The following is an 18,902-nucleotide window of genomic DNA, read 5'->3' as shown; positions in this document are numbered from 1 at the left end:
AATTGCTTTTTTTTGAGCGTCATAAGGCTTTGAGTAACTACAGTTTTGAGTAGCCGCAACGCTGTGCGACTCTTTGTGCAACTGAAAACCCAAAAGCGTTTAAAAGCAACGACTTAGCGTTTTGCGTGAAACTTTTGTGTAAGTAAAAAACCTATATAAATCAACAACTTACGTTACAAAAGTCACTCCCACTCAATGGTGGCTGGTGGTTTTCCACTAATGTCGTAGACCACGCGATTAATGCCACGCACTTCATTGATGATGCGGTTCGATACCTTGCCTAACAGATCATGTGGCAAGTGAGCCCAGTGTGCAGTCATAAAGTCTTGTGTTTGGACTGCCCTGAGAGCAACTACGTACTCATAGGTTCTACCATCACCCATGACGCCTACCGATTTCACTGGCAAGAACACGGCGAAGGCTTGGCTAGTGAGGTCATACCAAGATTTTTGACTAACTTCGTCAATCGTATTGCGCAACTCTTCGATGAAGATAGCATCAGCACGTTTTAAGAGGGTAGCAAATTCTGCTTTGACTTCACCCAAGATGCGCACACCAAGACCAGGTCCTGGGAATGGGTGGCGGTAAACCATCTCACGAGGCAAACCTAAAGCCACACCAAGTTCACGCACCTCATCTTTAAATAATTCACGCAAGGGCTCAAGCAGCTTGAGATGCATATCTTCAGGTAAGCCACCCACATTGTGATGACTCTTAATCGTATGGGCACCCTTCTTACCTTTACCGGCAGACTCAATCACATCCGGGTAAATGGTTCCTTGAGCAAGCCACTTGGCATTTGCAATCTTGCCAGACTCAGCTTGGAAAATCTCTACAAACTCTTTTCCAATAATTTTGCGTTTGGCTTCTGGATCAGCAACACCAGCTAGCTCGGACATAAACTTTTCTTTAGCGTCCACCCGAATCACTTTGACGCCGAGGTTGCGTGCAAACATCTCCATCACCATGTCGCCTTCGTTTAAACGAAGTAAACCATGGTCGACAAATACGCAGGTAAGCTGCTCACCAATCGCACGATGAATTAATGCTGCCGCTACGCTAGAGTCAACGCCACCAGATAAACCGAGAATAACTTCCTCGCCACCAACTTGCTTACGAATATGTGCAACTGCTTCGCTAATGTAGTCTCCCATGACCCAGTCAGGTTTGCAGTGGCAGATCTCATGTACAAACCGACTTAAGATAGCCTCACCTTGCAATGTATGGGTTACCTCAGGGTGAAACTGGAATGCATAGAAACTGCGCTCTTCATCAGCCATGCCGGCAATCGGGCAAGACTCTGTTGATGCCATTAACTTGAATGCTGGTGGCAAAGTTGTCACTGAATCACCATGACTCATCCACACCTTCAGCATGCCATGACCTTCGGCAGTCGAGAAGTCCTGAATACCTTTCAACAGATTAGTATGGCCATGGGCACGTACTTCGGAATAACCAAACTCACGAGCCTTACCTAGCGATTCAGCAGAGGCAACGGCACCACCGAGTTGGGTTGCCATGGTTTGCATGCCGTAGCAAATACCCAAAACAGGGACACCTAATTCAAAAACAATTTGCGGTGCACGGGGACTTTCAGCTTCTGTAACGGAGCTTGGCCCACCAGAAAGAATAATTCCCTTACCACCCTGCTCTTGAATAAATTTGCGGATGAATTCTGGATCGCAATCGTAAGGATGGATTTCAGAATAGACACGAGCATCACGCACGCGCCTTGCAATTAATTGGGTGACTTGTGAACCAAAGTCAAGAATCAGTATTTTGTCGTGCACGAAAGGATTACCTTAAATTCAGCCTGCTTTTACTTCTTAATCAATGTGGTAATTTGGCGCTTCCTTAGTGATCTTCACATCATGAACGTGCGACTCGCGAACACCCGCTGAAGTGATTTCCACAAAATTCGCTTTTTCATGAAGTTCATCAATCGTCTTACAACCTAAATAGCCCATTGAAGAACGAATACCACCAGTGAGTTGATGCAAGATAGCAAGAACACTACCTTTGTAGGGTACCTGACCTTCAATGCCTTCTGGCACTAACTTCTCAGCATTCGCTGCACTGATATCGCTTTGGAAATAACGATCCGCAGAACCATCTGCCATCGCGCCCAAAGAACCCATGCCGCGATAGCTCTTGTAAGAACGGCCTTGATATAAAAATACTTCACCAGGAGCTTCTTCAGTACCAGCAAACATGCCGCCCATCATGACTGAGCTTGCACCGGCAGCCAATGCCTTGGCAACGTCACCCGAGTAACGCACACCACCGTCAGCAATTAAAGGAATTCCTGTACCCTTGAGAGCAGCTGCTACATTCACAATCGCACTAATTTGAGGAACACCCACACCCGCAACAATGCGGGTGGTACAGATAGAGCCTGGGCCAATACCAACTTTAACGCCATCAGCGCCATGATCAGCCAATGCTCTTGCAGCATCGCCTGTAGCAATGTTTCCACCAATGACTTGTACGTGGGGATAATTTTTCTTAACCCACTTAACGCGATCTAGTACGCCTTGGCTATGACCATGAGCAGTATCGACCACGATCACATCAACGCCTGCGCGAACTAGGAGCTCAATACGCTCGTCGTTATCTGGCCCTACGCCGACAGCAGCTCCAACACGCAATTTACCTTCGCTATCCTTACACGCATTTGGATGCTCGGTAGCCTTCAAAATATCTTTAACGGTGATCAGACCGCGCAACTCAAATCTGTCGTTAACTACCAGAACACGCTCGAGGCGGTGCTGACTCATTAAGCGCTTTGCCTCCTCTAGTGAACAGCCCTCTTTCACTGTAATCAAACGCTCACGAGGAGTCATCTTGGACTTGACTGGCGCATCTAAGTCTTCTTCAAAACGTAAGTCGCGGTTGGTGATGATGCCCACCACCTCTTTACCAGTCAACACCGGGAATCCAGAGAAGCCATGCTCTCGGGAGAGCTGAATAACTTGACGCAGTGTGGCATCGGGACTAACGGTAATAGGATCACGCAAAATACCCGACTCGTAACGTTTGACCTTAGCCACTTCCCTAGCCTGCTCTGCAGGCTTGAGATTCTTGTGAACAATCCCAATCCCACCTTCACTTGCCATAGCAATTGCCAAACGGCCTTCAGTGACGGTATCCATAGCAGCGGATACCAACGGTGTATTGAGTGAAATATCTCGAGTTAATTTACTTGCCAAGCTGGCATCTCGAGGAAGTACCGAAGAATAAGCCGGTACGAGGAGCACATCGTCAAAAGTGAGTGCTTTTTGAATGAGTCGCATGCAAAACCCCTAGTCGCAAAAACCGATTATAGCCTTCTAGCCTTTCGTTTAGCTGCGGCAGCCTGGAATTTGGCGTCTTGGTTCTGATTAGCCTTCTTGCGACGAACCGCTTTGGGGTCTACCAGGAGGGCTGAATAGAGCTCTAGGCGATCACCATCATAAATAGGGCTATCCCAATCCTTACGCTTGCCAAATACGCCAAAACAGCCTTTTCTGGCTAAGATAGGATCATCAGAACCTTGGGCGATTCCAGCTTTAAGCAAGGCCAGACCTGCTGTAGGAGTCTCAGATGGCGATAAATAGAGGGTGAAGGGGTGTAATTGAGGCTCACCTAGGCGGGCATCGCAAATCAAAATCTCTATAGATTGATTAGCCATATAGGTCTTCAGCCCGCTTGACAAAGCAGTCAACAAAAGTGCCCGCTATATGGCCAAACACTGGGCCAATAATCTTATCCAGGATGCTGCTCTTAAACTCCCAGTGAAGCTTAAATTCCACTTTACAAGCATCTTCCTTGAGCGGGATAAAGTTCCACTGCCCTGAAAAATGCTTAAATGGGCCATCTACGAAGACCATATCGATGCTTTCAGGGCGGTGATTCAAGTTTCGAGTATGAAAGTACTGATTAATACCCTTAAAGTGGATATTGATTTTGGCGTCCAAAACCGTCTCAGATTGCTCAAAAATTTCTACGCCGCCGCACCAGGGCAGGAAATCCGGGTAGCGCGCAACATCAGTGACCAGGCCGTACATGCGGTCGGCTGATTGGCCAATTAAAACGGTCTTGTAGACGTCTGCCATAATCGATCTTGAGAAGCTAAATAACTATGAGTATCGTCGATAACAAAAAAGCCTTCTTCGATTATTTTATCGAGGAACGGTTTGAGGCAGGACTGGTGCTGGAGGGCTGGGAAGTAAAAGCCATCCGCGCTGGTCGAGTCCACATCAAAGAAGCGTATGTTGTCATCCGTCGGGCGGAGCTATTCCTGATCGGCTGCCATATCACCCCACTTCTATCCGCATCCACACATATACTTCCTGACAGTACCCGAACACGCAAACTCCTTCTTAATGCGATTGAGATTAAAAAACTCATCGGCAAAGTAGAGCAAAAAGGCTACACCCTTGTCCCATTGGACCTCCATTTCTCCAAGGGCAATGTGAAGTGTGAGATTGGACTAGCACGAGGCAAAAAGCAGCATGACAAGCGTGCAGCAACCAAAGAGCGTGAATGGGAAGTCCAAAAAGGGCGAATTGCTCGAGGCGACCTTAACGCTTGATTGAAAAAATGGGGGCTTAGCCATCAAAGCTAAGAATCACTGCACCAATAAAGTGCAAAAGGCCTAGATTCGCACCTAGGTCTTTTTTACATCCTGCCAATAATTAGCAGCTGAGAATTACGCCTCTTTCTTACCCAACATTTCCCAGGTAGCCACTACGCTATCCGGATTGAGAGAGATTGAAGTAATGCCTTTTGCAACCAACCAACGCGCAAAGTCAGGATGATCCGAAGGCCCTTGCCCACAGATACCGACGTATTTATTTTGCTTAAGACAAGCCTCAATAGAGCGAGCAATCATGAACTCCACTGCAGGATCGCGCTCATCAAAGTCAATTGCCAGTAATTCCATGCCGGAGTCACGATCTAGGCCCAGCGTTAGCTGAGTCATATCGTTTGAACCGATCGAGAATCCATCGAAATGCTCAAGGAATTGGTCAGCCAAAATCGCGTTGGATGGAATCTCGCACATCATAATTAGGCGCAAACCTTTTTCACCACGTTTAAGACCGAATTTCGCCATCATATCGATGACGCGCTCAGCTTGCTTAATCGTACGAACAAAAGGCACCATGATCTCCACGTTATCCAGGCCCATATCTTCACGTACACGCTTCATGGCAGCGCACTCTAAAGCAAAGGCTTCGCCGAAATCCGCCGATACGTAACGGGATGCACCCCGGAAACCAAGCATCGGGTTCTCTTCGTCCGGCTCATAGCGTGAACCACCGATAAGCTTTTTATACTCATTTGACTTGAAGTCAGAAAGACGCACGATCACCGGCTTTGGATAAAAAGCTGCGGCAATCGTTGCCACGCCTTCAACCAATTTATCCTCATAGAACTGACGTGGGCTTGCATAACCACGAGCGACGCTTTCTACGGCGCGCTTGAGATCGGGATCGATGTTTGGATATTCCAATACAGCGCGTGGATGCACACCAATATAGTTATTAATGATGAACTCGAGTCGAGCTAAACCAACGCCGGCGTTGGGGATTTGACAGAAATCAAAGGCCAACTGAGGATTACCGATATTCATAGTGATCTTGACTGGGATCTCTGGCAATACGCCACGAGAAACTTCTGTCACCTCAGTTTCAATCAAGCCATCATAAATGTGACCTTCATCGCCTTCTGCACATGAGACGGTAACCATCATGCCGTCTTGCAAATGCTCAGTCGCATCGCCACATCCTACTACTGCAGGAACACCTAATTCACGGGCAATAATCGCAGCATGACAAGTACGGCCACCACGATTGGTCACAATCGCAGAGGCGCGCTTCATTACCGGCTCCCAGTTGGGGTCAGTCATATCAGCTACCAATACATCGCCTGGCTGCACTCGATCCATCTCGCTTGGATCACGAATCACACGAACTGGGCCCGCACCAATCTTTTGACCAATCGCACGACCTTTAGCCAATACCTTTGAGCTGCCTTTTAACTTATAGCGCATCTCCACTTGACCGGCCGCTTGGCTCTTTACTGTCTCTGGGCGTGCTTGCAAGATGTAAATACGACCATCTTGCCCATCTTTACCCCACTCGATATCCATTGGACGACCGTAGTGCTTTTCAATAATGACGGCATATTTTGCTAATTCAGTAATGTCTGCATCTTCCAATGAAAAACGATTACGCTTTTCTGGAGCTACATCTACAGTCATTACCTTTTCAGCAGAACCTGCTGGAGCGAATTGCATCTGAATCAACTTAGAACCTAAGGAGCGACGAATAATCGCCTTCTTGTCTTGCGCTAAAGTCGTTTTGAAAACATAGAACTCATCAGGATTCACTGCGCCCTGTACGACTGTCTCACCCAAGCCATAGCTTGAAGTAATAAACACCACATCCTCGAAGCCAGATTCAGTATCGAGAGTAAACATCACACCAGCCGCACCGAGGTCAGAGCGCACCATGCGCTGGATACCAGCAGACAAGGCAACTTCAGCGTGAGCAAAACCCTTATGAACGCGATATGAGATCGCGCGGTCGTTATACAAAGAAGCAAATACTTCACGAATCTTCTTCAAAACATCATCAATACCTTCGACGTTCAGGAAGGTTTCTTGCTGTCCAGCAAATGAAGCATCCGGCAAGTCTTCAGCGGTTGCTGAAGAGCGAACCGCAAAAGAGCCTTTGCCAGAATCATCCAATTTTTTAAACGCTGTACGGATCTCTTCATCAAGACGTGATTGAAATGGAGCAGTCTCAATCCAGCCGCGAATTTCTTTTCCGGCTTCAGCCAGCGCACGAACATCATCAATATTGAGATTTTCTAAGCGCTTTTGAATACGCTCAGTCAAGTTATTGTGCTCTAAGAAATCACGAAATGCCAATGAGGTCGTTGCAAATCCAGTCGGGACGCGTACCCCCGTAGATGACAACTGAGAAATCATTTCACCAAGTGAGGCATTTTTACCGCCGACCGACTCAACATCAGTCATCCGGAGTTGCTCAAAAGGTAAAACATAGGCATTTGCTACATCGCTACTTTGTTGCTGTTGGTTGGACATAAAATACTCTCTAAAGATAAGGAAACTGGTCGAGCGGCCGAATAAAATACGGCATACTTCATTAACTGCATATTGTAGTGCTGACCACGACTTTTAGGCCAATCTCATGTCTACCCAAACACGCATTGTTTTTATCGTTTCTGATGGCACCGGCATTACTGCCGAGAACTTCAGCCAGTCGATTTTGGCTCAATTTGAGGCCACTTTTAAGCACATTCGGGTCCCTTTCGTAGATAGCCCTGAAAAAGCGCATGACGCTGTTTCTAGCATTAATCAAGCAGCCTCAAAATATGCAGTTCAACCGATTGTTTTCACGACCCTGGTCAACCCTGAATTAAATCAGATCGTCGGTAAAGCAAATGGCCTGATTTTGGACATGTTCCAAACTTTTGTCGCACCTTTGGAGCAGGCCCTAGGAGTTAAATCAACCCATGCGATGAACCGACTCCACCATAATGCCGATACTGAGGCTTATAAAAACCGAATTGAGGCTATCAATTATTCCTTAGCCCATGATGATGGTCAGTCTAATAAGAATCTAGCTGAAGCGGATGTCATCCTAGTAGGCATCTCCCGTGTTGGCAAAACACCAACTAGCCTGTACTTGGCTATGCAATATGGGATGAAAGCAGCTAACTACCCCCTCATTCCCGAAGACTTTGAGCGCAGCCAGTTACCTAAAGATTTAACTCCTTACCGCAATAAGATTTTTGGCTTAATGATCGATGCTGAACGTTTGTCAGAAATTCGTAATGAAAGGCGTCCTGGTAGCAACTATGCCAAGCTAGAAAACTGCCGTTACGAGATCAATGAAGCTACTGCCATGATGAAGAAGGAGTCTATTCCTTGGGTGGCGACGACTAGTAAATCCATTGAAGAGATTGCTACTACTATCTTGCAATCAATTGGGTCAGATAAAACAATCCTTGGCTAGATTGGTTCCTTGCCGAGCCCAGACTAGGATCGTCCAGTGCCTAGTATGCTATTCCTCTTCTTTAATCACCAAGGGAACTCCAACCTCTCCTGCATAAAACATGATGAGCTTTACAGGTGAAACTCCTTGATTCTCTCCATAGTGCCACTTATCAACTAACTCAACAATCGAGTCTCCAGAATTGAGAATTAGCTGCTTTCCATCCTTAGCAATGACTGTTAGCTTTCCCTGCAACACAACTCCAGCGTTGATAACTGGGTGCTTATGCATTGGCAATCTTATGCCTGGTGGTATTTCATAACTAAGAATAGTAATTTCTGGGTTTTTTGAAGGATAGGGGGGCAACGGACTTCCATCCCATTGTTTAGCAGCTTTAAGTATTTGCGTAACCTTTATTTCGACTAAATTTTGATTGACGCTCGCATCATTATCTTTTGATTGCGCAAATATAGGCATCGAAAGACAAACCAATAACAATGAAATTAAATACTTCACAATTGACTCCAATTTAAACCTCAATCTTAAGAGTCTAGCCGATGTCGACTATATGAAAAAATACCCGAAGGTAGTTTTGGTTTTTCTTGGTGGATCTGGATGGAATCAAACCACCGACACAAGGATTTTCAATCCCCTGATTTACTGACTCACTATTGGCTGTTAGCTGACATTAACATCTAAATATTATGCGTCGCTCATTGAACTCAAATTTACACTAAATTTACAATCTTTATTCAATTGACTTAAATCAATATTTAAATCAGCGCCAACTGGCTTTGTCACTGAAATTAAGTGCAACTACCCATTATTTTGAGTAACATTTTTAGTTCAATGGGTATCCTGATGCTTCTTTTAAAACATACCCCTGAATTTTCGGGCACCTCACCCCAACGATCCAGAGGCTTCAGTTGATTGCGTCCGACTCAATGATCAGCTTATTATTCCCTTGAGGCCCGTATATATAGACAGCGCTGTTGTTCCAAGAGCAATGACTGTTGCGCCATACTCTTGTATGTTTTTCATTAAGATGTACAAATTGCCTGGGGACAGCTTACCCTCACCCAGCCCAGTTGCCGCCGCCCTTAGCATTGGATTAATTAATGCGGAACGTCGATGACGCCGTTTATTGGCAAATGCAACTCCACCCAAAAGCATTCCCGTTAGAAAGCTAAATGAAATGCTCGCGGCATATTCCAATACTTCACGCCATTCAACAGTACTTCGCGGCCAAACCGATGAACCATCTACAAGACTAGTGATCCAACTCATTCCAATCACTGAAGATATTGCTAAAAAGATAACGCCTATAAACCACGGAAAGAGTTTATGTTGATGCCCTTTAAATAAGAAGTATCCAAATGGCAATGGTATTGCCATAGAGATAAGTCTTAGATAAACCATGCTTGTGTCATACACGATAGTAATTAATGCATGCGCCAGCAAAAGAAGTATCAGCGGAACTAATAAATAGACAACGATGTCACGCAATTCCTTCCAAGCGGATCTGGGCTTTAGCTGGCCTTGCTCTTGCTCATCTAATACTGCTTCCAGTTCAGCAATACGCTTTTCATATGCCTCTGAATTCGGAATCTCCTCTAGTCGCCTCTCTAAGTCGGCTACTTTTGTCATCATTGGCTTAAAAAGATACAGATCGCGAGAACATGTTCTGCAAACTAATGCCTCTTCATTTACATCAGACAGGCAATATGGGCAATTCATTACTTAGCCACAATTAGATTGAACACTGAGTTTGTTTCTCGACCATCAGTATCTTGAACGGTGAGTCTTACAGAATGTTCGCCTGCGGGCACTTCAGCATTTTGAAAATTGATTCCGCTCGCAGAGATTGCCGACTTAAGCCTTGGGGTGAGATCAACATATGGGAACTTTAAATAGGTAACTTTTACCGAATTTATATCGACTTTAGAGTCGCCGCGCGGCTCAAATGCTACCTTGAAATCAAATGGAGAATTAACGGTCGAGTCTGAAATTGGGGCAATAAATTTAATCGATGGGCCTCTCGAAATACCACGAGTTACCACTTTTGTTGCTGGTGGCAATGCAGCTTCCTTGGCGGTAATTAATGGGGCAGCAGATAAACTGCCTTGATAAATCAAACATAGCGCTGAAAATTTCAAAATGTTATTAAAAGTGCCCATAACCCCGCCTTTTTTAAAATTGATAAAACATAATCTGATCAAATAATAAAGCAACTAATTAAAATGCGATTAGCTAATATCTTTGCCCCGAGTACGAGAAACCAGCTCCCAAATTGTTTTGTACCCTCTATTTGTGTTGGTTGTGATCGACTTGAGCTCAATTCCCCAGCCAGGCTCAGCCCAAAAGGTTCTCGTAAAACCGCGTCGTTTTACTTCAAACTTGTATGCCCAAAAGCGGCCAAACGGCACCTCGACCTCTTCATAAGCAACAATTCCAATTGATACCTGCTCATCAAAAGATTCTTTGCTTGTTTCCAAGGTAACCGTATTTCTACTAGTCCAACGCTTCCCCACCTCCAAGATATCTCCAGGCATATCTGTTCTTGGCGGATCAAATATGACAGGGCCCTGGACACCCCCGGTACGAACTAAGCCGCCATCTATCGTTCTGATTACATACTTTCCATCTTTGCTTTTATTGTTAATGTAAACCAAGCCGTTCTCAATTTTTTCAACCTTATTGAAGGTCTCCGAGATTAATTTGCCGGTCAACCCATCAGTTGTGCGGCCTATAAAAGTATCGCCGACGCGAAAACGCTTTTCTCCATATTTTTGAGCAACAGCATTTTTGCCAGCCTGCAATGAAATCTTTGCTTTTTGTAGTTGTTCAATTTGATATGTTGCCTGCTCTGTTATGAAGCCACTCGGGTACTTATTTAAAAAAGCATAAAAATCATCAACATTCTTACTATCCTTTAACTTGTCCCACTCCTTCTTTTGCTCTGTATACTGCCTGTCCAACTCTGCTTCAGATTTTTTCTTAATGGAAGCGGGAGGCAGGAAATAAAAATCTTCTTCTAAAGAGGTTGTTTCCCATGGAATTTGTGCGCCCTGAGATGAGCGCCGAACACCTAAACGAACGCGCTTTAATACATCCTCAATCTTGGCATCTGGAACTCGAATTTCCCGCAATAAGTTTTCGGTGAATAGACCGTTGCTGCCATTGCCATCTGCTGCAGTATTTCCCGGAGCAGTGGCGTAAGCGATCAGCGATCCTGGGGGCGCATCAAATTGAGAGAGGCCTTTTTGCTCAGTAGGCACCCTCGTTCCAAATGGATTATCACGACAAGCGTCCAGAATAATTACATTCATAGGGTTAGCTGCTTTTGAAATTCCTCCCAACAGACTTGATAAATCAACTGTTTTGGTTTTCATGTCTTCTAATTTATCAATTTCTGCGTCAACTGGAATCAAATAATTCCTCCACCCAAGCTGAGCGCCATGGCCAGCATAATAAAACATACCCACACCTCTGCTCTTGGCTAGCTCAGCACTAAATTTTTCTATTGCATCAACAAGGGTAACGCGGCCAGCATCTAATTGCATAGTGACCTTGAATCCAACCTTCTGTAACTCATTAGAGATAGATTGTGCATCGTTAATAGGGTTCTTGAGGGGAGCATCTCTATATTTAGCGTTTCCAATTACCAGGGCAATTCGTGGTATCGCGTTCAGGGTTGAGGGTGCTTCGGCCAGAGCCTCTTTCACCATAGCTGGAAATGCAATAATAGATGCCACAGAACCTACCCGCTTTAACCATAGGCGACGACTAGATTCTAAAAATTCCTGAGTTGGTCTATTACTTTTACTCATCATTTCTTATGATCCCTAAAAATATATATTTCATGCCAACCCTATGATATATAGTTTAATGCCTACATAAAACTTAGCTTTGAATGCAAGATATTATGCCTAGGAGATAATCTTGTTTCTGAAGATCTCAGATTCATTAATACCCCCAATCTAAAAAAAATGTATTCTTGATAGATATTTTGTATATCTAGGAGCATCCATGAAAAAAATGATCGTCCTTATTTTCATGCAAGTAGCCTTTGAACTAGCGATAGCTGAAGAAATTGCAACCGTGAATCCAGAGCGCCATTCAGGAGGATTTGCCAAATTAACCAATAATAAAATATTCCCTCCAAGCGCAGATCCCATCCCGCTGCCAAATAAAACGCTTACCGAGGGCGATAAAAATATTGCCAATTTAGCCAATCAAATTATTGACTCAAATGCCACTACATCCATTTTGCTTATTGAAAAAGGAGAGATTGTCTTTGAAAAGTACAAACTTCCAGCGGGCATTTATTCTCCCTTATTTTCCCAATCAATGAGCAAAAGTCTTACCGCCTACACAATTGGTAACCTACTGTGCGAAGGCAAAATTAAGTCATTAGATGATCGTGCCGACTTTTATGCTCCTGAGCTTAAAGGGACTGTTTTTGGTGAAGCTAAAATCAAAGATCTTCTAACTATGAGTAGTGGAGCTAAAGATGCGATTACCTCCGGTCAAACGTATTTGGGTGAGTGGCAGGATATCGTATTTAAAGGCATCACAACCGAAGAAATTCTTAAAAAGTATGGGCAAAGAGATGTTACTTTTTTTGGCAGCCCTCTAGCTGGGGGCGCTGAATTTAGATACAAGGCAGTAGATACCTATGCTTTAGAGCATGTTGCAGATCATGCCGGGGGATTCTTTGCTACATTTGAAAATACTGTTTGGAAGGAGAGTCGTCCCCAAAGCAGCGGTTACTGGCTGCATGACAGCTCTAAACATGCACAATCAGCCTCTGGCACTAGCTTTATCGCTCGAGATTGGGGAAGGCTCGCAATGTACTCACTCAATGAGCTCAAGCGCGGTAGTACATGTATGCAAAATTTTATGAGGGAAGCTACTTCGGAGCAACTTCCCAACTCCAGCAAGAGGGTAGGTAAGGCATTTAAAGGATATGGATATCAAACATGGATTGCTAATTTTGGTGGAAAAAATAGTTACTGGTGGGTCGGCTATGGGGGCCAGCGCGTTGGGATTGATCCACAGTCAGAAAAAATAATTGTTTTAACAAGTTATAGGGAAGACTATATGGGCACCGTTTATAAATTGTTCTCTAGCTGGCAAGACAACAGGTAAAAAGATTAACAGCATCATTTAAAGGGAAACGGTTGATGCCGTTTTTTAAATTTTCGAAATTGCTGAGAGTCAATAGATTTCGAAATTGCGGGGTAATGGTTCGCAACCAATTTAGATCCCATTGTGTAGAGTCATTCAAGCCTCTATCCTACGATCTCATTCTCCTGCTCTAATAGCCGCTATTGACCGAAAGCAGATCATCAGGAAACGACTGTCATTTAAGTACGTCTCACCCTTAAAGTCTCAAATAAGCAAACTGCAGCAGCGGTAGATACATTGAGCGATTCGACTCTCGGATCAATCGGAATGGATACGCCCTTGGCTTGAGCCATGAGGTCTTCAGAAACACCTTGGCCTTCACTCCCCATTACCCAGGCAACCGGATGCATTAATACCTTAGACATATTAAAGAGATCAAGCTCACCATCGGCGGTAGTTGCCAGTAAAGGTGCAGTGACTGCACTGAGAACTTGCTGGGATGACCAACCTTCGTAAAAATCTAGCAATCGATGGGCGCCCATACCGGCACGCAATACCTTACTTGACCATAGGTGGGCGCAACCTGTTAATGCAATCACTTGAGTAAAGCCAGCTGCAGCTGCAGTACGCAAGATAGAGCCCACATTCCCCGCATCTTGAATGCGATCCAAAATAATCACATCCCCTTCAATCGTAGCAACCGACTTTTGAGGGTTTAATGCAGATTGTGGAAGGTCAAGCAAGCCTGCAATCTGCGGAGCATTGACTAAATCAGACAGCAAATCCCATAAACCCTGATCCAATTGATAAACGCGAGTCTCTGGACAAATTTCTACATGGTCGTAAACAGCTTGGGCAATTTCTGGGTTTTGCAAACCTAGCTCGGAGGTGATTAATTTCTTGAGTGATGGGCTACCCACCCAGGTTTGCACTAAATGAATACCCTCCAGCAAAGCCTGACCGCTAGCAAATCGGGCCTTTTGACCTTTAGGGCCGGTGGCTTGCAATTGACGAATCTCCTTAAATAGGGAGTTGTCTTTTGAACTGATAAATTCCATTTTCATAGCTGGGATTATCGACTATGAAGAGCTAATACATTGCGAACAGGTGAAAAGCTGCGACGGTGTTGATCACATGCACCAAATTCCTTCAATGCAGCGAAATGCGCCTCTGTTGGATATCCCATATGTTGAGCAAAACCATACTGGGGATGTAATTCATGCAAGGCCATCATTTGACGATCACGCGTGACCTTTGCCAAGATAGAGGCGGCTGATATTGCTGGCTCTTTGGCATCACCCTTCACAATAGCTTCTGCCGAGATTGGTAGTTCGGGACAGCGATTGCCATCAATCAAGGCTTTATCTGGCCAGGCACCTAAACGGGTAGTGAGATCTTCAATTGCACGGCGCATTGCTAACATGGTCGCTTGCAAGATATTGATCTCATCAATCTCGGCTGGACTCGCCTCACCAATGCCCCAGGCTTTGGCCTTAAGCTGAATTTGTTCAAATAAAAATTCACGTCTTGCGGCTGATAGCTTCTTAGAATCTTTTAATCCAGCGATCGGGTTATCAGGATCAAGCACAACCGCGCCAGCGACAACCGCGCCTGCCAGTGGACCTCGCCCTGCTTCATCCACACCACATACCCAGATGAAGTTCACGCACCGACCCGCTTCTTGCTGAGGGCAATAGTTTGAGCAACCGCCTGCGCAACCAATAAACCAGTTGGTCTACGCAAGGTCTCATGCATTTCTGCAAAGCGGGTTTTGAGTTGAGTCACTTTAGTGGGATTATTTAACCAGACTAGCAAAGCGTCAGCCAAGTTCTTCGGAGTTGCATCATCTTGCAAAAGCTCTGGGACAACGAACTCGCCACAGAGGATATTGGGCAAACCGACATAGGGTAAGTAACCCTGTCGCTTCATAATCTGCGCAGTCAACCAGGGCACCTTATAAGAAATCACCATCGGCTTTTTCCAGAGCGCCGCTTGTAATGTCGCTGTGCCACTGGCAATCAACACAACATCGGCAGCCTCAAGCACTGCGTCGGCCTCGCCATCAATGAGATAAATACGAAGATCTGGATTTTTATTGAGTGTATTTTTGAGTAAGGCCTCTAAGGGTTGACGCAGGCGTGGTGTTGCCACCGGGATTACAAAAGATAGGGCTTGTCCTGGCATACGTTTTGTCAGCTCTGCCATCGTTTCAAAAAAGACTGGCGCAATCAGCTCAATCTCAGAACCGCGACTACCCGGCAATACCGAGACAATAATTCCACTCAATATATTGCTTGGCAGATTTAAGATTTTTTCTATTCTTTGCCTAGCGCTTGCCGGGTTGGACTCCAGTGGAATCTCACTCGCTAACGGGTGTCCAACATAAGATGCACTGATGCCAGCACGCTCATAAATCTCAGTTTCAAAGGGGAAGATGCAGAGCATTCGTTCAACTGCTTGCTTAATCTTAGTGATACGCCCCGCTCTCCAGGCCCAAATCGATGGAGAAACAAAATGCAGAGTCGGAATCCCTGCTTTGCGCACAGCCAACTCAACACCTAAATTAAAATCTGGCGCATCAACACCTAGATATACATCTGGGCGGCCCGCACCCGTGAGATTGGCAATCAATTCTTTACGCAACTTCAGAATAGCGGGCAACTGTTTAATTGCCTCAACGTAGCCACGGACACTCAATGTCTCCATGGGCCAATCTGAGCGCAGACCCTCTGCCTGCAAACGTGGACCACCAATACCGTACACCTCCAGATTGGAGGTATCAGGGATCTGTTTTAGTGCACTTAATACTGGAGCCGCCAACAAGTCACCCGAAGGCTCTCCGGCGACACAAGCAAGTTTGGACACTCGGTTTACTCTATCGAATGATGCCGCGCGTTGAGGCGGCAATAAAGTCATGGAACTCTGTCAGCTTTTCAGCAGTAGCTGCATCTGAAGCACTAGCTAGCGCCATCTTCTGAATCTCTACTTTAGCCTCTTCGAAACTAAGCCCATCTTTATAGAGAACCTTGTAGGCGAGACGCAATGCAGAAATCGTCTCACTGGAGAAACCACGGCGCTTCAGGCCTTCCACGTTAATACCATGCGGGGACGCTTTATCTCCCGCCGCAATCACAAATGGTGGAATATCTTGCACTAATGCAGAGGCACCGCCTAACATGGCATGTTGTCCAATACGAACAAATTGATGCACGCCAGACATGCCACCCATAATCGCCCAGTCGCTGACTTTAACGTGACCAGCAATTTGTGCGTTGCTTGAGAAAATCGTGTGGTTACCTATCTGGCAATCATGTGCAATGTGCACATAAGCCATGATCCAGTTGTCATCACCAATTCTAGTAATGCCCTCATCCTGTGTGGTGCCAGTATGAATCGTCGTGAACTCACGAATCGTGTTGCGATCACCAATAATCAATTGAGTAGGCTCACCACGGTATTTCATGTCCTGAGGAGCGCCGCCAATTGCAGCAAAGTTAGCAAAGGTATTCTCTCTGCCAATCGTAGTACAACCCTCGATCACAGTATGGGAACCAATCTTGCTACCGCCGCCGATTTTGACATTTGGACCAATTACTGAGAATGGACCAATCTCCACGTCACTAGCGATTTCAGCCTTACTATCAACTACAGCGGATGCATGTATTCGAGTCATTAAGCGCCTTTCGTACGAACAGCACAAGTAATATTTGCTTCAGCAGCAAGTTCACCATCAACAGTAGCTTGCACTTGGAACTTATAAATACCAGCACGTTCACGTTCTAATTTAGCCGTCATAATGAGTTGATCACCGGGCAATACAGGCTTCTTAAAGCGGGCACCATCGATACCAGCAAAATAATAGATAGCATTCTCTTCGCGGACTTCTGAAAAAGTCAGTAGTGCCGCAGTTTGAGCAAGCGCTTCAATAATTAACACACCTGGCATTACCGGAAAATCTGGGAAGTGTCCTTGAAAGAATGGCTCATTCATCGTAACGTTCTTTAGCGCCGTAATGCTTTGACGCGGCTCAAGCTCTAATACACGATCAACCAATAAAAACGGATAACGATGTGGCAACAACTTCAAAATTTGATTGATGTCGATAGCGATGGGTTTGCTCATGTATTTGCCTGCTGAATAAAGTTTCTAATTTTTAAATGTGATGACGAGTTTATTTAGATTTATCTAATAATCGCAGTCTTTGCCGTATTTTATCGAGGCCCCGCAGAATTGCTGCGTTTTTTTCCCAAGCGCTATGGAGCATTGATGGATAAACGCCCGTATAATGCTGTCCCGACTCAGTAATGGAGCGAATAATCGATGTATTACCAGATACCGTAGTTCTATCGGCAATCGTAAGATGTCCAGCAAAATTGGCTGCGCCACCAATAATGCAAAAGTTTCCAATTTTAGTACTTCCTGAAATAGCGGCACATCCAGCAATCACACAGCAATTACCCACTACTACGTTATGCGCGATTTGAACTTGGTTATCAATCTTTGTACCGTTGCCGATAATGGTATTACTCATGGCACCACGATCAATTGTGCTTGACGCACCAATTTCAACATCATTACCAATAACAACTGATCCAGTTTGGGGGATTTTTACCCACTCACCACCACTAGCTGAAAAGTCAGGAGCAAAACCAAAGCCATCCGCACCAATCACAGCGCCACTGTGAATAATGCAGCGCTCGCCAATCGTAGTCTCCGAATAAAGAGATACATTAGGGTAAATCAAAGTATCGCTGCCAATAGTGGAATTTATTGCTATAGACGTATTACTTAACAACACAACGCGTTCACCTAATGTCACTCCAGGTCCGATTTGCACAAATGGTCCGATATGACAAGAGGCAGGAATAATTGCGGAAGGGTCGATAGCAGCGCTAGGGTGCACTCCAGGCAAATAGACCGGCGATGTTGCTGCAGCAAAGTACTGCGCCATTCTGGCAAAGGTAGCGTAGGGATTCTTTGAAACAAAATATACGCGCCCAGATGAGTTGCTTCCAGGATTTGCTAGAAGAAAATCGAGGTCTGCCTGGCTAACAATTAATCCACCTGCAGCACTATCACTGGCCTGCTGTCGATAAAGCGGATTGGAAAGGAAGGAGATCTGACTTGGTTGGGCTCGCTCGAGAGGAGCAAGGCCCTGAAACGCAAGAGAGCCATCCCCCATCAAGCTTACTTGAAACTGTTCGGCCAGCTCGATGGCGGTGGGCATAAATCTTACTTGAGACTGTTCAAGGCCTTGATGACATCATCAGTAACGTCAACCTTGGGATTGGCATAGGCTGGATCTTGAATAATGACATCAATTTTTCTTTGGTCAGCAATCTGTTTAAGAGCTTGATTCGCTTTCTCAGCAATCTTGGCACGCTCTTCAAAGTTACGCTGATTTAGATCTTCTGTGTATTCGCGTTGTTTGCGTTGTAATTCGCGATCTTGATCTGACAACTCGCGTTGACGACGGACGCGGTCCGCCTCAGTCATCACTGCTGAGTCACGATCTAATTTTTCTGCTGCAGACTTAATTTTTTGAGCGCTGTCACGAATTTCGTTCTGCCGCTTCATAAATTCATTTTGCAATTTAGTTTGGCTTGCTTTGGCCATATTAGATTCGTTGAATACTTTTTCAACATTGATAGCAGCAACTCGTGTTCCAGCATCTTGAGCAATTGCTTGTGGCAATGCAATAAGTGATGAAACAGCAATTAAGCTGCATTGAATCCATTTACAAGAGTGATGAAGCTTCATAAAACT

At 45.2% G+C, this 18,902-nt stretch carries 19 protein-coding genes; 3 read left to right on the top strand and 16 right to left on the bottom strand.

From position 1 onward, the window contains the following. Positions 1-182: 182 nt before the first annotated feature. Genes guaA through ICN43_RS05635 form a run of 4 tightly spaced genes read right to left on the bottom strand, consistent with a single transcriptional unit; the run spans position 183 to position 4,094 of the window. Positions 183-1,790, bottom strand: a complete 1,608-nt coding sequence (gene guaA, locus ICN43_RS05650) for a glutamine-hydrolyzing GMP synthase (RefSeq protein ID WP_216197667.1) — start codon at positions 1,788-1,790, stop codon at positions 183-185. Between the two features lie 36 nt (positions 1,791-1,826). Continuing rightward, on the bottom strand, positions 1,827-3,293 hold the full coding sequence (gene guaB, locus ICN43_RS05645) for an IMP dehydrogenase (RefSeq protein ID WP_216197665.1): 1,467 nt from the start codon (positions 3,291-3,293) through the stop codon (positions 1,827-1,829). A 26-nt stretch (positions 3,294-3,319) separates the two neighbouring features. After that, positions 3,320-3,670, bottom strand: coding sequence for an RnfH family protein (locus tag ICN43_RS05640; RefSeq protein WP_216197663.1), 351 nt, complete (start codon positions 3,668-3,670; stop codon positions 3,320-3,322). Beyond that, complete coding sequence (locus ICN43_RS05635) at positions 3,663-4,094, bottom strand: type II toxin-antitoxin system RatA family toxin (protein ID WP_216197661.1); 432 nt, start codon at positions 4,092-4,094, stop codon at positions 3,663-3,665. The genes ICN43_RS05640 and ICN43_RS05635 overlap by 8 nt, the downstream gene beginning before the upstream one ends. A gap of 26 nt (positions 4,095-4,120) precedes the next feature. Here ICN43_RS05635 and smpB point away from each other — a divergent pair, with 26 nt between their 5' ends. Next, positions 4,121-4,573 carry an SsrA-binding protein SmpB gene (gene smpB / locus ICN43_RS05630; protein WP_216197659.1) on the top strand — a complete coding sequence of 151 codons (453 nt, stop codon included), beginning with the start codon at positions 4,121-4,123 and terminating at the stop codon, positions 4,571-4,573. Positions 4,574-4,690: 117 nt separating this feature from the next. On the opposite strand, the gene ppsA is transcribed toward smpB, so the two are convergent. Beyond that, on the bottom strand, positions 4,691-7,093 hold the full coding sequence (gene ppsA, locus ICN43_RS05625; RefSeq protein ID WP_216197657.1) for a phosphoenolpyruvate synthase: 2,403 nt from the start codon (positions 7,091-7,093) through the stop codon (positions 4,691-4,693). Between the two features lie 106 nt (positions 7,094-7,199). Between ppsA and ICN43_RS05620 the strand changes: the two genes are divergently transcribed. Beyond that, positions 7,200-8,027, top strand: coding sequence for a pyruvate, water dikinase regulatory protein (locus tag ICN43_RS05620; RefSeq protein ID WP_216197654.1), 828 nt, complete (start codon positions 7,200-7,202; stop codon positions 8,025-8,027). 48 nt (positions 8,028-8,075) lie between these two features. On the opposite strand, the gene ICN43_RS05615 is transcribed toward ICN43_RS05620, so the two are convergent. The 4 genes from ICN43_RS05615 to ICN43_RS05600 all read right to left on the bottom strand — a co-directional run bounded on the left by ICN43_RS05615 (position 8,076) and on the right by ICN43_RS05600 (position 11,836). Further along, on the bottom strand, positions 8,076-8,522 hold the full coding sequence (locus ICN43_RS05615) for a cupin domain-containing protein (protein WP_216197651.1): 447 nt from the start codon (positions 8,520-8,522) through the stop codon (positions 8,076-8,078). A 432-nt stretch (positions 8,523-8,954) separates the two neighbouring features. After that, entirely contained in the window at positions 8,955-9,743 is a 789-nt protein-coding gene (locus ICN43_RS05610) for a hypothetical protein (RefSeq protein WP_216197649.1), read from the bottom strand. Further along, a complete protein-coding gene (locus tag ICN43_RS05605) occupies positions 9,743-10,183 on the bottom strand; it encodes a hypothetical protein (protein ID WP_216197648.1) in 441 nt (146 codons plus the stop codon). Before ICN43_RS05605 ends, ICN43_RS05610 begins: the two co-directional genes overlap by 1 nt. A gap of 69 nt (positions 10,184-10,252) precedes the next feature. Further along, positions 10,253-11,836 (bottom strand): caspase family protein, encoded by a 1,584-nt coding sequence (locus tag ICN43_RS05600; protein ID WP_216197646.1) that lies wholly within the window; start codon positions 11,834-11,836, stop codon positions 10,253-10,255. A gap of 199 nt (positions 11,837-12,035) precedes the next feature. Between ICN43_RS05600 and ICN43_RS05595 the strand changes: the two genes are divergently transcribed. Then, the gene (locus tag ICN43_RS05595; protein WP_216197644.1) at positions 12,036-13,157 is read left to right on the top strand and encodes a serine hydrolase; all 1,122 of its coding nucleotides are present in this window, start codon (positions 12,036-12,038) and stop codon (positions 13,155-13,157) included. 218 nt (positions 13,158-13,375) lie between these two features. On the opposite strand, the gene ICN43_RS05590 is transcribed toward ICN43_RS05595, so the two are convergent. From ICN43_RS05590 to ICN43_RS05560, 7 genes are read right to left on the bottom strand one after another with little or no spacing between them, the layout of a single operon-like run. Next, the gene (locus ICN43_RS05590; protein WP_216197642.1) at positions 13,376-14,200 is read right to left on the bottom strand and encodes an RNA methyltransferase; all 825 of its coding nucleotides are present in this window, start codon (positions 14,198-14,200) and stop codon (positions 13,376-13,378) included. A gap of 8 nt (positions 14,201-14,208) precedes the next feature. Then, positions 14,209-14,802: a ribonuclease HII gene (gene rnhB, locus ICN43_RS05585; RefSeq protein WP_216197640.1), complete on the bottom strand. Its 594-nt coding sequence runs from the start codon at positions 14,800-14,802 to the stop codon at positions 14,209-14,211. After that, on the bottom strand, positions 14,799-16,052 hold the full coding sequence (lpxB, locus tag ICN43_RS05580) for a lipid-A-disaccharide synthase (RefSeq protein ID WP_216197638.1): 1,254 nt from the start codon (positions 16,050-16,052) through the stop codon (positions 14,799-14,801). The genes rnhB and lpxB overlap by 4 nt, the downstream gene beginning before the upstream one ends. Further along, the gene (gene lpxA, locus ICN43_RS05575; protein ID WP_216197636.1) at positions 16,012-16,809 is read right to left on the bottom strand and encodes an acyl-ACP--UDP-N-acetylglucosamine O-acyltransferase; all 798 of its coding nucleotides are present in this window, start codon (positions 16,807-16,809) and stop codon (positions 16,012-16,014) included. The genes lpxB and lpxA overlap by 41 nt, the downstream gene beginning before the upstream one ends. Further along, the gene (fabZ, locus tag ICN43_RS05570) at positions 16,809-17,258 is read right to left on the bottom strand and encodes a 3-hydroxyacyl-ACP dehydratase FabZ (RefSeq protein ID WP_216197634.1); all 450 of its coding nucleotides are present in this window, start codon (positions 17,256-17,258) and stop codon (positions 16,809-16,811) included. Before fabZ ends, lpxA begins: the two co-directional genes overlap by 1 nt. A gap of 49 nt (positions 17,259-17,307) precedes the next feature. After that, a complete protein-coding gene (gene lpxD / locus ICN43_RS05565; protein ID WP_216197632.1) occupies positions 17,308-18,363 on the bottom strand; it encodes a UDP-3-O-(3-hydroxymyristoyl)glucosamine N-acyltransferase in 1,056 nt (351 codons plus the stop codon). 5 nt (positions 18,364-18,368) lie between these two features. Next, complete coding sequence (locus tag ICN43_RS05560; RefSeq protein WP_216197630.1) at positions 18,369-18,896, bottom strand: OmpH family outer membrane protein; 528 nt, start codon at positions 18,894-18,896, stop codon at positions 18,369-18,371. Positions 18,897-18,902: the final 6 nt, after the last annotated feature.

The sequence above is a fragment of the Polynucleobacter sp. UK-Mo-2m-Kol15 genome (assembly GCF_018881505.1).
Lineage (GTDB): Bacteria > Pseudomonadota > Gammaproteobacteria > Burkholderiales > Burkholderiaceae > Polynucleobacter.
Note: the sequence above shows the minus strand (reverse complement) of the source record. Positions and strands in the feature narration are given on the sequence as shown.